A 13968-nucleotide genomic window follows, 5' to 3' on the forward strand; every position below is an offset into this window, starting at 1 on the left:
TACGGCGGTCATAGCGTAGGGGAAACGCCCGGTCTCCATTCCGAACCCGGAAGCTCAGCCCTACAGCGCCGATGGTACTGCCCTCGACAGGGGGTGGGAGAGTAGGACGCCGCCGGACTCCCTTTCAGAAGACCCCCCGAGCAACTGCTCGGGGGGTCTTCGCTTTCCCGGGGAGTGTTCCCCGGCCGCCACCACCACCGTGACCACCCGCGATCGGGCACCGCGGCGATCGGGCACCTCGGCCCCCACGATCGGCCCCCACACACCACGCCTCACGAACAACCGCACCCGGCCCTCTGGGTGGACCGTGAACCATCGTGCACCGCGAAGCCCTTTCAGGCGTTCTCCCACGCATCGTCGGCCTTGACGAGGTCCCGGACCTCTGCCGGCAGTCCGTCTCCGACGAGCGCCGCGAGCGTGACCTGTTCCAGCACCGTGCGGACGTTGGCGCGCAGGGCCACCCAGACCTGTAGCAGCGGTGCCGCCGGGCCCTGGTACTCGAGGTCGGACGGGCGCTTGCCCCGCACGAAGACGAGCGGTCCGTCCACGGCACGGATGACGTCGGCGATCGTCACCTGAGCCGCGTCCCTCGCGAGCCGGTAGCCGCCTCCTGCGCCACGCTGACTGGTCACCAGGCCGTCCCGGCGCAGGTCGCTGAGAATCCCCTCCAGGAACCGATACGGGATGTTCTGCGCGGTGGCGAGGGCCTCGGCACGAACGGGAGTGTCCTGGTCGGCTGCTGCGAGCTCGGCAGCGGCTCGCACGGCATAGTCGGCGCGGGCGGAGATCCTCATGCCCGCATTGTTCACCGGAATAGCCGGACAATGCACGTCAGCGCGATGCGGCCGGCGAGGTGCCCGTGACGGCGCACGCCGCGACTAGGGTGTGCCTCATGCAAGCCGATCGTGCTGCCGTCATCACAGTGTCGGATCGATGCGCCCGGGGGGATGCCGAGGACCGGTCCGGCCCGCTCCTGACCGAGCTTCTCGCGGAAGAGGGCATCGACGACGTCGTGGCACTGACCGTGCCCGACGGCGTGGAGTCCGTCCGCGACGCCATCCGGCGAGGCCTCGCCCTGGACGCTCGCCTGGTCCTCACCACCGGAGGTACCGGGGTGACCCCACGCGATCTGACGCCTGAAGGAACTCGTGAACTGCTCGAGGCGGAGCTGCCTGGAGTGGCCGAGGCGATCCGGGCACGCGGAGCGAGTGCGGGCATCGCCACCGCGGTCATCTCGCGCGGTCTCGTGGGGGTCGCCCGGATGCCCGACGGCGCCCGTCGCGCGCTCGTCGTCAACCTGCCCGGATCGACCGGTGGGGTGCGCGACGGCGCCGCTGTCGTCCTACCGCTCTGGCCCCACATCCGCGACCAGCTCGACGGCGGCGACCACGTGCGGCCAGGACAGTAGCGGGCCGAAGCATCGCCATCGCCCTCCGCCGGCCGGCGAGCACTCTCGCCGGCCAGCGGTCAGCCCCCTGCGAACGGTGGCAGGACGTCCACGGTCGCCCCGTCGGGAACGGGAGTCTCGTCCGTGGCCGCCCGCGCGCCGGCCACCAGGAGCGCGCATTTCGGCAGCACGTCGCCCAGGTCCGGCCCGTGTCGCGCGGACAGCGCGGCACGTAGAGCTCCCGTGGTCGTCGGCCCCGACACCTCTTCGGCGGGAGTTCCGGACGCCTCTCGCGCCGCCGCGAAGTAGCGCACCTGGATCACGACGGCTCGCTCCCCGGCTCGGACTCGGTCCGCACCCAGTCGCCCGACTTGCCGCCGGTCTTCGCGACCAGGCGGACGTCCGCGAGCGACACGGACTTGTCCAGACCCTTGACCATGTCGACCACGGCCAGGCCTGCGACGGACACCGCCGTCAGCGCCTCCATCTCCACCCCTGTGCGGTCCGCGGTGCGGACGGTGGCGGTGATGTCCACGCCGTCGTCGGTGACCTGAAGGTCCACGGCCGCGCCGTGCACGCCGATCACGTGTGCGAGGGGAAGGAGCTCGGCGGTGCGTTTGGCACCGGCGATGCCCGCGATGCGGGCGACCGCGAGCACGTCGCCCTTGGGTACGTCCCCGGAGCGCAGCGCCGCGACCACGCCGGCGCCGCATGCGACATGGCCGGTCGCCGTGGCCGAACGGACGGTGGGCTGCTTGGCGGTGACGTCGACCATGCGAGCCTGACCGCGGTCGTCGAGATGCGTGAAGGTCACTGGCCCAGCGTAAGAGATCGTGCGCCCTGGTTCGGCGTCGTCCCAGGTTCACGCCCCACCGGTTCGCGCCCCACCCGGACCGGGCGTTCGTGGGCCCGTGCACTCGCGCGGGAGGAGCCGGATCACCTCAAGGGCCGGGACCGTGTCGTCGTGAGGCTGCCCCGGCCCTTGAGCTCTGTCTCCGAGCCCGCCGGTCAGGCCGTGTGCCGCGCCGAGCGTGCCGCGATGCGGGCTGCCGCCCGCTGCGCGCCCCGGGCCGCAACACGCTTGGCCAACACGGCCGTCCCCGCGGCGGCGGCAGCGAACACGGTCGCCTGGACCAGGTCGAGGTCCGGGTCATCGGGTTTGGTGGGTGCGTCCTTACCGGTGACCTGCTTCCAGATCAGCGCCAGCGCCTTCTGTGCCGCCCATCCGGCGGCGAACGTGAGGACGATGGTGCCGATCTTCAGGGCAAGTGTCGGTTCCGTCTCATTCTCGGCCACGGAACCACCGTAGCGGCAACGCCGTGGGACAGCAGCGGTAGGCTGCCGAGAACAACGACAGGGGAGCCCCCGCCATCGACAGACGCGGGCGCTGAGAGTGCGGTCCGCCGCAGACCCTCGAACCTGATCCGGTTAGCACCGGTGGAGGAAGTCGAAAGGACCTTCATGACCATGTTCCGCCGTACCGCCGCGACCGCGGCAACTGCCGCAGCCACCGTGCTGCTGCTCGCGGGCTGCACGGGGCAGCCCGACACCGAACCCGACACCGGCACGTCACCCGCCTCGGACACCGTCACGCTCGTGACGCACGACTCGTTCGCGCTGAGCGACGGCATTCTCGAGGAGTTCGAGAAGGAGAGCGGGCTGAAGGTCGAGGTGAACGCCGCGGGTGACGCCGGGACGCTCGCCAATCAGCTCGTGCTGACCAAGGACGCGCCACTCGGCGACGCCGTGTTCGGTATCGACAACACCTTCGCGTCACGCGTCACGGACGAGGACGTGATCGCCGGAGACCTCGCGCAGATCGACCGGGGTGACGTCTGCATCAACGCGGACAAGGACTGGTTCGCCGAGCAGAACCTGGCCGTTCCCGAGACTCTCGACGACCTGGCCGCGCCCGAGTACCAGGGCCTGCTCGTCGTGACGAACCCGGCCACGTCGTCCCCGGGCCTGGCGTTCCTGCTGGCCACGATCGACGCGTTCGGCGACAACGGCTTCGGCGACTACTGGACGGCGCTACGCGACAACGACGTCAAGATCGTCGACTCCTGGGAGGACGCCTACTACGTCGACTTCTCCGGCGCCGACGGGGAGGGCGACCGCCCCCTGGTGCTGTCCTACTCGACGTCCCCCGCCTACACGGTGAACGACGACGGCGACTCCACCACCACCGCCCTGCTCGACACCTGCTTCCGCCAGGAGGAGTACGCCGGGGTGCTGAACGGCGCCGCCAACCCGGACGGGGCCTGGGAGCTGGTCCGGTTCCTGCAGTCGGACGCGGTCCAGGAGGACCTGCCCGGATCCATGTACATGTACCCCGCCGACGAGGACGCGACCTTGCCCGCGGAGTGGGTCGAGTTCGCGCCGCTCGCCGACGACCCGTACGAGGTGGACCCCGACGACATCGCGGCGCACCGTGACGAGTGGATCGAGGCGTGGACCGCGATCGTCCTGGGGTGACACCCGGTCCGCACGGGCTCGGACCCCGCCTGCCGGGGTTCGGCCGACGCGGCGTGCGCGGCGTCTCCGCCACGCACGCCGCCTGGGCCGGCTGGGCGCTGGCCGCGCTGATACCGCTGAGCTTCCTCGCCCTGTTCTTCGCCTGGCCCGTGGTCGCGCTCGTCATGCGGGGTTTCGTCTCCGACGGCACGGTCGACCTGACGGGCTTCGCCGACGTCCTCGGCCGCCCGCGCACATGGCGACTCATCGGACTGACACTCGCCCAGTCCGTCCTCGGCACCACGTTCGCCCTCCTCGCCGGGCTACCCGTCGCATTCCTCCTGTACCGTCGCGCCTTCCCCGGCCGCAGCCTGCTGCGCGGGCTCGTGACCGTGCCGTTCGTGCTCCCCACCGTCGTCGTCGGCGTCGCCTTCCGCAGCCTGTTCGTGCCCGACGGCGTCCTGGGGTTCCTCGGCCTGGAGGAGACCCTGGGCGGAATCGTCGTCGCGCTCGTCTTCTTCAACCTGTCGGTCGTGGTGCGGACGGTGGGCGGGCTCTGGGAACGCCTCGACCCTCGTGCCGAACAGGCGGCCGCCGCCCTCGGCGCCTCGCCGCGGCGCGTGTGGTGGACGGTCACGCTCCCGTCGCTCGCCCCCGCGCTCGTCTCGGCCGCCTCGGTCGTGTTCCTCTTCTGCGCGACCGCGTTCGGAGTCGTCATGGTGCTCGGCGGCGCCCGGTACGGCACCGTCGAGACCGAGATCTGGGTGCGCACCACCCAGTTCCTCGACCTGCGGTCCGCGGCCGTGCTGTCGATCCTGCAGCTCGTCGTGGTGGCCGCCGCCCTCACCATCTCCGCACGGACGCGAGGCCGCCGCGAGGCTGCCCTGCACCTGGTCAGCGACAAGGCGTCCGCCCAGGCCCTCGGCCGCACCCGCGGCGACGCCGCCGCCGTGGCGGCCACGGCCGCCGTCGTCGGCGGGCTCATCCTGCTGCCGCTCGGCGGCCTCCTGCTGCGTTCCTTCCAGGGTCCCGACGGCAGGATCGGGCTCGCCAACTACACCGCCCTCGGCACCACCGGGGAACGCGGCGCACTGACCGTCACCGTCTGGGAAGCCCTCGGCAACTCCCTGCGTACTGCCGCCTGGGCCTGCGCGATCGCGCTGGTCGTGGGCGGCCTCGTGGCGCTCGTCGCGTCCCGGCGGCCGCGCCGGACCGGAGCCCGGCGTGCGGTGTCCCTGCTGGACGGGCTGTTCATGCTACCGCTCGGGGTGTCGGCCGTCACCGTGGGTTTCGGCTTCCTCGTCACCCTCGACCAGCCGCTCGGCATCGAGTACGACCTGCGCACGTCGCCCGCGCTCGTGCCGATCGCCCAGGCCGTCGTCGCCGTCCCGCTCGTCACCCGCACCGTGCTGCCCGTGCTGCGTGCGATCGACCCGCGCCTGCGCGAGGTCGCCGGTACCCTCGGCGCCGGCCCCGGCGCCGTCCTGCGCACCGTCGACCTGCCCCTCGCCGCACGGTCCCTCGGACTGGCCGTCGGCTTCGCGTTCGCCGTGTCGCTGGGGGAGTTCGGTGCGACGTCGTTTCTCGTGCGTCCCCAGAGCGCCACGCTCCCGGTGGTGATCTTCCGGCTCATCGGCCGGCCGGGCGCCGAGAACTACGGGATGGCACTCGCGGCCTCAGTGGTGCTGGCGGCCCTCACGGCGGTCGTGATGATGCTCGCGGAGCGACTGCGGGGCGATCATGGTGGAGGAGAGTTCTGATGGTGTCGCTCAACTCGGGCGCGGGATCGACGGTGACGGTCACCGATACGGGCGTCGCCCGCCACGGCGCGGGGCTGGCCGTACGTGACGCCGTCGTCCGCTACACGAGGCCGCGCGACGGGCTGTGGCGACCGGCGCGAGCCGGGACGACGGCCGTCGACCACGTGTGGCTGGAGGTGGACGAGGGCGAGATCGTCGCGCTCCTCGGGCCCAGCGGGTGCGGCAAGTCGTCCCTGCTGCGTGCCGTCGCGGGCCTGGAGCCGCTCGCGGGCGGCACCGTCAGGTGGGACGACGCCGACCTCGCCGGGGTTCCGGTGCACCGGCGCCAGTTCGGCCTGCTGTTCCAGGACGGGCAGCTCTTCCCGCACCGCGATGCCGGGCGCAACGTTGCCTACGGACTGGAGGCGCAGCACGTTCCCGCACCGGAGCGTGCGAGGCGTGTCGCCGGCCTGCTGGACCTGGTGGGGTTGACGGGCTACGAACGGCGTCGCGTGGCGACGCTTTCCGGGGGAGAGCGGCAGCGGGTGGCGCTCGCGCGAGCCCTGGCGCCGAGCCCCCGGCTGCTGCTCCTGGACGAGCCGCTCTCCGCGCTGGACCGCCGGTTGCGGGAGCGGCTGGCCGCCGACGTGCGCCGGGTCCTGAAGGAGACGGGGACGACGGCGCTGTTCGTCACCCACGACCACGAGGAGGCGTTCGCGGTGGCGGACCGGGTCGGTGTCATGTCCGACGGGCGGCTGCTCCAGGTCGCCACGCCCGACGAGCTGCGGGAGAAGCCGGCGTCACGCGACGTCGCGGAGTTCCTCGGGCTGTCCTGACCGGCCGCGGGCCGCGCTCCGCGGAACGGCTCCGACGGGACCGCCGTCGGACGGTTAGGTTTGAGCCATGCGCACCGAGCTTGCCAAGCAGCCTGTCGACGCCACGACCACGTCCGCCTGGGCGGACCTCTCCCGCCTCTCCGACGGACTCCAACCGGATCTGCGAGGCTGGTTCGCCACCGACCCCGGGCGGGCCGAGCGGTTCTCCTTCCAGGCCGCAGACCTGCACGTGGACCTGTCCAAGAACCTGCTGACCGACGATGTCCTCGCGGCGCTCCTCGCGCTGGCCGAGCAGACGGGCGTCGCCGAGCGCCGGGACGCGATGCTCGCCGGCGAGCACATCAACGTCACCGAGGACCGCGCGGTCCTGCACACGGCTCTGCGCAGGCCTGCCGGTGCCGTTCCGGCGCTGCACGTGGACGGTCAGGACGTCGACTCGGACGTGCGGACCGAACTGGCGAAGGTCTACACCTTCGCCGCGAAGGTGCGGTCGGGTGAGTGGACGGGCGTCACGGGCGAGAAGGTCCGCACGATCGTGAACATCGGCATCGGCGGCTCCGACCTCGGGCCCGTCATGGCGTACGAGGCGCTGGAGCCGTACGTCGCCGAGGGGCTGGAATGCCGGTTCGTGTCGAACATCGACCCGACGGACATCGCGCAGAAGACCGCCGACCTCGACCCTGCCACGACGCTGTTCATCGTCGCGTCCAAGACGTTCGGCACGCTGGAGACGCTCACGAACGCGCGCCTGGCCCGTGACTGGCTCTGGCGGTCGCTGGTGGCCGCGGGAGCGATCGAGGACAGTGACGAGGGCCGGGCCGACGCCGTCGCGAAGCACTTCGTGGCGGTCTCCACGGCGTTGGACAAGGTGGCGGCGTTCGGCATCGACCCCGAGAACGCCTTCGGGTTCTGGGACTGGGTGGGTGGCCGGTACTCGGTGGACTCGGCGATCGGGACGTCGCTGGCGATCGCGATCGGCCCCGAGCGGTTCGCCGAGCTGCTCGCGGGCTTCGCCGCGATGGACGAGCACTTCGCGACCACGCCTCTGGCACGGAACGTGCCGGTGCTGATGGGCCTGCTGAACGTCTGGTACACGAACTTCCGTGGCGCGCACACGCACGCCGTCCTGCCGTACGCCCAGCAGTTGCACCGCTTCCCCGCCTACCTGCAGCAGCTCACCATGGAGTCGAACGGGAAGTCGGTGCGCTGGGACGGCTCACCCGTCACTGCCGACACCGGCGAGATCTTCTGGGGAGAGCCCGGCACCAACGGGCAGCACGCCTTCTACCAGCTGATCCATCAGGGAACACGGCTGATCCCGGCGGACTTCATCGCCGTCGCCAACCCGGCGTACGGTCTGACCGACCCGGTGGGTGACGGCAAGGCGGTCCCGGCCGACGCCGACGTGCACGGGCTGTTCCTGGCCAACTTCTTCGCGCAGACGAAGGCCCTGGCCTTCGGCAAGACGGCCGAGGAGGTCCGGGCCGAGGGCACGGCCGAGGAGATCGTGCCCGCACGGGTGTTCAGCGGCAACCGTCCGACGACGTCGATCCTCGCGCCCGCCCTCACGCCCTCGGTGCTGGGGCAGCTCGTGGCGCTCTACGAGCACATCACGTTCGTGCAGGGCGTGGTCTGGGGCATCGACTCGTTCGACCAGTGGGGCGTGGAGCTCGGCAAGAAGCTCGCCCTGGAGATCGCTCCGGCGATCGCGGGCGACGAGGCGTCGCTCGGTGCCCAGGACGCCTCGACGGCCGCCCTCATCTCCAGGTATCACGCCCTGCGCGCCTGAAACCACCGCACGGCCCGACCGCCGTCGCCGGATTCCCGGGGCAACGCGGCGTGTCGGGCCGGCGGCGTCAGACCGTGTTGGCGGCCCAGGGGAGGTTGGCCGTGCCCGCGGACGGGAGGAACGTGGCCCGGGCGCGCTGCATGACCCAGAGCAGCGCCTGACGCTGGTTCTCCAGCTCGGCGGGCTCCGCCGCCGCGTGCTCGGCCCGCTCGTGCAGGATCGCGAGCTCGGTCGCGGCCTGCTGGTACTCGCGCATCGCCACTTCTGCCGGCCGGCCCCCGCGGGAACCCGCCCATTCGCGTGCGGCCTTGCGGGCCTTCAGGGAGCTGAGCATCTGCACGTCCACCATGGCCACGACGCCCGTCGGGATGTACTTGGGGAGATAGTGCAGGATGAGGCCGACGAGCCGGTGCCGCTCCCGGCGCACCACGATGACCAGGATGATCATCACGACCAGGCCGATCAGATAGGCGGACGCCAGACCCGCGACCCCGCGCGAGGACGCCGCGTTCCACAGGCTGTGCAGCGCGATCGCCCCCGCCAGGCCGATCAGCGGGGCCGTGAACCGGAGCATCCCGGGCCGGCTCATCGCGGCGACCGCGACGCCGATCCCCGTCATGGCCGTGCACAGCGGGTGCAGGAGCGGTGCGATGACCGCCCGCATGAGGAACACGAAGCCGAGCTGGTCCACGTCCGCGGCCTCGATGAAGTAGGTGATGTTCTCGGTGGCGGCGAAGCCCAGGCCCACCATCGAGGCGTAGATGATGCCGTCGGTGAGCCCGTTGATCTCGTGGCGGCGGAACCAGAGCATGCCGAACAGCACGAAGGCCTTGAGCACCTCCTCGACGATCGGTGCGCCGATCACCGCGGTCCAGTACCAGCCGTCGTCGGTGCTGACGAGCAGGTCCGTGATGACCACGAAGTTGAGGGTGTTCAGCACCATCGACACCAGCGCGGCCACCCCGGCACCCCAGAGGAACGCCAGGATCAGGGCGTTCTTGGGCTCGGGCTCCATCCGGTCCAGCGCGAGGATCAGCGGAAGCCAGATGCCCAGCGGGAGCAGCGCGAGGATCAGTCCGACGACGAACGAGGCCCCGCCGTTGACCGCGTCGAACGCGAGGACGAGCATGAGGCACACGGAGGAGAACGCGATGGCCACGATGACCCCCGCAGGCGCCCGGCCTGGCGGGCGGCCCCGAAGGATCGCACTCGGGTCGACGGTCATGAACGCAGAGCCTAGTGAAGGTGGCGTGCCCGGGGCGACCCCGGCGCGGCGGTAGCCTGGCCTCCGTGCACAACGTCGCCCTTGAGCTGGCCGTCCAGGACCCCGCAGGCGCGCGGATCGCGTCCGACGTCGGCGCCCGGCGCGTGGAGCTGTGCTCCGCGCTCGGGGCCACGGGCGGAATCACGCCCAGCGCCGCCCTGATCGAGGCGGCGATCGATGCCGCCGCGGTCGTGCCCGAGAGTGCGGGCGCACCGATCCTGGAGGTGCACGTCCTCGTCCGGCCGCGTCCGGGCGGGTTCACCTGGTCCGAGGAGGAACGTGCGCTCGTGCTCCGCGAGACCGTCCTGTCGGTCGACGCGGGCGCCGACGGCGTCGTGGTCGGCGCCCTGACGCCCGACGGGGCGGTGGACCAGGACACGGTCCGCAGCCTCGTGGCCGCGGCCGGTGACGCCGAGGTGACGTTCCACCGCGCGTTCGACGCCGTCCCCGACCAGCTCGCCGCGCTCGACGTGCTCGCCGATCTCGGCGTCACGCGCGTGCTGACCTCCGGTGGCGCCGCCCGGGCGGGCGACGGGCTGGAGAACCTGGCCAGGCTCGTCGAACGGTCCGCCGACCTGGGGGTGGAGATCATGGCGGGCGGCGGCGTCCGGCTCGAGGACGTCCCGGCCCTGGCGGCCGCGGGCGTCGACGCGATCCACCTGAGCGCGAAGCGCCTCGTGGCCGACGCCGGCGGGCCGGGTGCCGGCACCGGCGGCTACGAGGTCACGGACCCGGACGTCGCGAGCGTCGTCGCGCGAGCGGTCCGGGAACTCCAGCTGCGGTAGCGGACGGACGTACGCACCGGACCTGCCCGGCGAACGACATCGAGGCAGCACCCCCGCTCGTGCGGAGGTGCTGCCTCGATGGTGTGGCCCGCCGGGGCAGCTCACCGGCCGGCCGGTGAGCTGCCCCGCCAGGGGCAACCGGTCAGGACACGCTCGGCGGCGTGACCGTGATCAGGCCGACCCGGTTGCCGAACTGCGACCTGCGCACCTCGACGTTCGTGCCGTAGCCGACGCCGTCGTCCACGGGGTCACCGGTACCCGCCGGAGCGGGGAACCCGAAGTCCGCGCCGAACCAGTCGGGCAGCAGGTCGCCGTCCGGGCCGACGATCCGGAACGAGTACGGGGCGTTCCCGAGCGACGGCACGGTGACCGACGCGTCGTTGTCCCGGTAGAACAGGCCCTCGTCGTTCGACTCGATGCCCGGGTACCAGCCCCTGTCGTCGGTGAACGTCGACACCGGGGCCAGCGGCCCGAAGTCGGTGCAGTACTCCTGCGTCAGATCGTCGTCGGACACGATGCACTCCGAGAACGGGTACGTGGAGCGCAGGCCGAACGCCGCGTTCGACGACTGCGGACGCGAGGGCAGGTTCTTCAGCACCGAGGTGTCCGGCGCCGCCGAGGCGTCACGACGCAGCGGGTCGAAGTGGCTGTCCACGATGAGCAGGCCGCCCTTGGCGCCGAGGCTCGGCAGGGCACCCAGGTTCGACGTGATGTGGTTGGTGTCGCCGTACGTGGTGTCCCGGTACCAGACCAGCATGCCGGGCACGTTGTACGAGAACTTCTCGACCTTCCACGCCTCGCTCAGCGGGGCCGCATAGGTGGAGTCGTAGGCGTGCTCCAGGCCCTCGTCGAACCCGTCCGCGTTGCGCCACTCGACCAGGTAGTACTGCGCCTGCGTCGAGGAACCGCTGTCGGTGTGCCAGCCCTGGCCCGTCGTGTCCACCCAGGTGGAGACCTCGTTCGTCCAGCCGTTGTCGCCCGACTCGGTGTCGTCGGACCAGACGGTGTCGCCGTCGACCACGAGCGCGAAGTCGTCGGCGAACCAGCCGCGCTCCAGGAACGCGGCGTCGGTCGCGTACCGCAGACGCAGGTCGACGGTCGAGCCGGCGTACGCCGACAGGTCGACGAAGTGCTGGGCCCAGCCGCCGCTCGACCCGGTCAGCGCGTACTGCTTGCCGCCGAAGTCACCCAGCCGGCCGTTCGGGTCGCCGTACGCGTCGCCCGTGGTGACCTCCGCGCCCTCGGAGTCGTAGACCTTGACCTCGTTCCAGGTGGTGCCACCGTCCGTGGAGACCTCGACGAAGCCGTAGTCCCAGTCCTCCTCGATGATGTAGTCGTTCCACATCGAGAACGTGGCCTCGGTGCCGGCCGGGACGTCGAGGCTCCGGGAGAGCCGCACGTCCGCCCAGTCCTGGTCGGCCCCGGTGTACCAGGAGTTGGCACCCGAGTGCGGCTCGGTGAGGAACAGCTCCTTGTCCGGCAGGTTGATCTTGATGCCGTCCTCGGTGCCGACCAGCGGGCGCGAGTTCTGCCCCACGCGGATCGTCTGCACGTCGTCGCCCGGCTCGATCTCCAGCGGGTCCGCCCAGCCCAGCACGTACTTGTCCCACAGGCTCATGTGCGTCGGCATCGACTGGAAGATCGGGCCCGAGTGCGAGCCGGAGCTCATCAGGTCCCAGAAGTCGACGTCGGAGTCACCTGCGCCGGAGGTGTCGTACAGGTCCGGCAGACCCAGGTCGTGGCCGTACTCGTGGGCGAACACGCCCACGCCGGAGTCCTCCGGCTGCACGATGTAGTTCGACAGCTTCAGGTCCGTGCCCGGGATGTCCGCACCGCCGGCCACGGCGGAGGAGTGCGCCCAGATGGCGTACGTGCCCTCGTCGCCGCCACCACCGGACTTGTCGGCACCGGCGTGCACCAGCACGACGTGGTCGATCACGCCGTCCGGCTCGTAGAGGTTGCCGTCGCCGTCACGGTCGGACTGGTCCTCGACGTCGTAGTCCGCCCACGGGAAGTCGGGGTCGGCCGCGGCGAGGGCCTCGACGGCGTCGATCGGGAGCTGCCCGGCACCCAGCGGGTTGTCGGGGTGGCCCTGCATGCCCTGGTAGGCACCGGCCTCCCACACGCCCTCGTCGTTGAGGAAGCAGCGGGTGGCCCCGTAGTAGGCCTCCGAGTGCGGCACCGTGACCCAGGGAGTCGCCGAGCCGGTGACGGTGTAGGCGCCGTGCGACATCTCCTCGTACATGTTCTTCATCGTGTAGCCGGAGATGTCGAAGCCGGCCTCGCCGTCAGGCCCCGTGAGGTCCGTACGGACGCGGTCCGTGATGCCCTCGTCGGTGAAGAGCATCTGGTTGTAGTGGTCCGACGAGAAGTCCGGAACCCACATGGAGTTGTTGTCCTCGAGCTCCATCGCGCCCGGGTCCGGAAGGTTGTTGTGCGTGGGGCCGTTCTGGACGTTGCCGGGCATGCACTCGGAGGAGCCCCAGTACGTGGGGACCATCGAGTCGGTGAAGTCGTCGTCGACGTCGTCCGCGAACTCGACCAGGATCGTCAGGAGCTTGGCCTCCTGCGTGGTCTTCGCGTGCTTGTACCGCGGATGCCTGCCGTGCCCACGGTTGCTCGTGACCGCGTCACTGCCGCCGGCCGCCGCCTTCGCGGCACGGCGCTCGCGGACGGCCGCCGGGCTGGTGCCCTGTTCCACGGCCTGGGTCTCCGCCAGGGCGAGCTGCTCGGCCGTCGCCGGGTTCCCGCCGGCGTACTTCGCCTCGAGCTCCTCGGACGCGGCCTGGACCTCGGCGTCCACGGTTGTTCCTGTCGTGCCGTCGGGCACGTGCTCGACGGTGCGGCCGTCCTGGGTGATCTCGATGTCGGTGCCGACGTCCGGCTGGACTGCCGCCTCGGCATAGTTGATGTAGTGCTCGGAAGCGCCGATCTCGGGTGCTGGGGCTGGCTGTGCCGTCGCGGCACCCTGCGTGGTCGCCAGGCCGGCGACGGTCAGGGCAAGGACGGGGAGGGTAGCCACCGTGCACCGCGCGACGCGTTTGGTGTCAAATGCCATGAGAGCCACCGAACCAGAATGTGACCTACCTGTGAAGGGCATACGGAGAATTTCATCCCCTGGGTGGCATGCAAGGATTTCCGTATGTCGTACGAGATCCGCCCCGTCCGTTCCACCGAATGGCGGGAGATCCGCGACCTGCGGCTCCTCGCCCTGCAGGACGAACTGGCGCCGTTCGCATTCCTTGCCACGTACGAGACCGAGTCCGCCCACCCCGACGAGTTCTGGATCGAGCGCGCCCGTACGTCGTCCCTCGACGCGGGCCCCGAGGCCGGAGCCCGGCAGTTCGTCGCGGTGTCCGACGACGGCACCTGGGTGGGCACGGCCGTCACGCTGGTCGAGCGCCAGGGGTCCACGGACTTCGAGGACGCCGTGGTCGAGCAGGACGGCGCGCACGTCGTCGGCGTCTTCGTCCACGCGGCGCATCGCGGAGGCGGACTGATCGACCGGCTGTTCGACGCGGCCCTCGGCTGGGCGCGGGAGCGCGCACTGGACCGCGCCAGGCTCTACGTGCACCGGGACAACCCGCGTGCGCAGGCCGTGTACCGCCGCCTCGGCTTCGCCGCCACCGGAAACTCCTTCACCGGTGCCATGGGCCCCGAGCTGGAGATGGCACGCACCCTCTGACCTCGCGCCACGCCGTCCGCCTCGGATGC

Annotated in this window: 13 protein-coding genes, 1 rRNA gene and 1 riboswitch; of the genes, 8 read left to right on the forward strand and 6 right to left on the reverse strand. The window is 71.3% G+C overall.

Going from position 1 to position 13968, the window contains the following annotated elements; translation table 11 throughout:
• A 5S ribosomal RNA gene (gene rrf / locus HGK34_RS15880) occupies positions 1–118 on the forward strand.
• Positions 119–335: 217 nt separating this feature from the next.
• Here the strand turns inward: rrf and HGK34_RS15885 are convergent.
• On the reverse strand, positions 336–794 hold the full coding sequence (locus HGK34_RS15885; RefSeq protein ID WP_201849193.1) for an RrF2 family transcriptional regulator: 459 nt from the start codon (positions 792–794) through the stop codon (positions 336–338).
• A gap of 98 nt (positions 795–892) precedes the next feature.
• Here HGK34_RS15885 and HGK34_RS15890 point away from each other — a divergent pair, with 98 nt between their 5' ends.
• On the forward strand, positions 893–1408 hold the full coding sequence (locus tag HGK34_RS15890; RefSeq protein WP_201849195.1) for a MogA/MoaB family molybdenum cofactor biosynthesis protein: 516 nt from the start codon (positions 893–895) through the stop codon (positions 1406–1408).
• Positions 1409–1467: 59 nt separating this feature from the next.
• On the opposite strand, the gene HGK34_RS15895 is transcribed toward HGK34_RS15890, so the two are convergent.
• From HGK34_RS15895 to HGK34_RS15905, 3 genes are all read right to left on the reverse strand, one after another.
• Positions 1468–1710: a MoaD/ThiS family protein gene (locus HGK34_RS15895; protein ID WP_201849202.1), complete on the reverse strand. Its 243-nt coding sequence runs from the start codon at positions 1708–1710 to the stop codon at positions 1468–1470.
• The gene (gene moaC / locus HGK34_RS15900) at positions 1707–2201 is read right to left on the reverse strand and encodes a cyclic pyranopterin monophosphate synthase MoaC (protein WP_201849204.1); all 495 of its coding nucleotides are present in this window, start codon (positions 2199–2201) and stop codon (positions 1707–1709) included. Before moaC ends, HGK34_RS15895 begins: the two co-directional genes overlap by 4 nt.
• 194 nt (positions 2202–2395) lie before the next feature.
• Positions 2396–2683, reverse strand: a complete 288-nt coding sequence (locus HGK34_RS15905; protein WP_201849206.1) for a DUF4235 domain-containing protein — start codon at positions 2681–2683, stop codon at positions 2396–2398.
• Positions 2684–2732: 49 nt separating this feature from the next.
• A riboswitch (TPP riboswitch) is annotated at positions 2733–2850 on the forward strand.
• Here HGK34_RS15905 and HGK34_RS15910 point away from each other — a divergent pair.
• The 4 genes from HGK34_RS15910 (at position 2849) to pgi (ending at position 8205) form a co-directional block, all read left to right on the forward strand.
• Positions 2849–3862, forward strand: a complete 1014-nt coding sequence (locus HGK34_RS15910; RefSeq protein WP_201849208.1) for a thiamine ABC transporter substrate-binding protein — start codon at positions 2849–2851, stop codon at positions 3860–3862. It overlaps the preceding riboswitch by 2 nt.
• Positions 3863–3915: 53 nt before the next feature.
• Positions 3916–5601, forward strand: a complete 1686-nt coding sequence (locus HGK34_RS15915) for an ABC transporter permease (RefSeq protein ID WP_307816012.1) — start codon at positions 3916–3918, stop codon at positions 5599–5601.
• Positions 5601–6416 carry an ABC transporter ATP-binding protein gene (locus HGK34_RS15920; RefSeq protein ID WP_201849210.1) on the forward strand — a complete coding sequence of 272 codons (816 nt, stop codon included), beginning with the start codon at positions 5601–5603 and terminating at the stop codon, positions 6414–6416. The genes HGK34_RS15915 and HGK34_RS15920 overlap by 1 nt, the downstream gene beginning before the upstream one ends.
• Before the next feature lie 67 nt (positions 6417–6483).
• Positions 6484–8205, forward strand: coding sequence for a glucose-6-phosphate isomerase (gene pgi / locus HGK34_RS15925; protein WP_201849212.1), 1722 nt, complete (start codon positions 6484–6486; stop codon positions 8203–8205).
• Between the two features lie 67 nt (positions 8206–8272).
• On the opposite strand, the gene HGK34_RS15930 is transcribed toward pgi, so the two are convergent.
• The gene (locus HGK34_RS15930) at positions 8273–9430 is read right to left on the reverse strand and encodes a PrsW family intramembrane metalloprotease (protein ID WP_201849215.1); all 1158 of its coding nucleotides are present in this window, start codon (positions 9428–9430) and stop codon (positions 8273–8275) included.
• Between the two features lie 65 nt (positions 9431–9495).
• Here HGK34_RS15930 and HGK34_RS15935 point away from each other — a divergent pair, with 65 nt between their 5' ends.
• A complete protein-coding gene (locus HGK34_RS15935; RefSeq protein ID WP_201849217.1) occupies positions 9496–10254 on the forward strand; it encodes a copper homeostasis protein CutC in 759 nt (252 codons plus the stop codon).
• Between the two features lie 142 nt (positions 10255–10396).
• Here the strand turns inward: HGK34_RS15935 and HGK34_RS15940 are convergent, their stop codons facing one another.
• Complete coding sequence (locus tag HGK34_RS15940; protein ID WP_307816010.1) at positions 10397–13276, reverse strand: immune inhibitor A domain-containing protein; 2880 nt, start codon at positions 13274–13276, stop codon at positions 10397–10399.
• Between the two features lie 120 nt (positions 13277–13396).
• Here HGK34_RS15940 and HGK34_RS15945 point away from each other — a divergent pair, with 120 nt between their 5' ends.
• Positions 13397–13939, forward strand: a complete 543-nt coding sequence (locus HGK34_RS15945; RefSeq protein ID WP_201849221.1) for a GNAT family N-acetyltransferase — start codon at positions 13397–13399, stop codon at positions 13937–13939.
• Positions 13940–13968 lie beyond the last annotated feature (29 nt).

It is taken from the genome of Myceligenerans indicum (assembly GCF_016742955.1).
Taxonomy (GTDB): domain Bacteria; phylum Actinomycetota; class Actinomycetes; order Actinomycetales; family Cellulomonadaceae; genus Myceligenerans; species Myceligenerans indicum.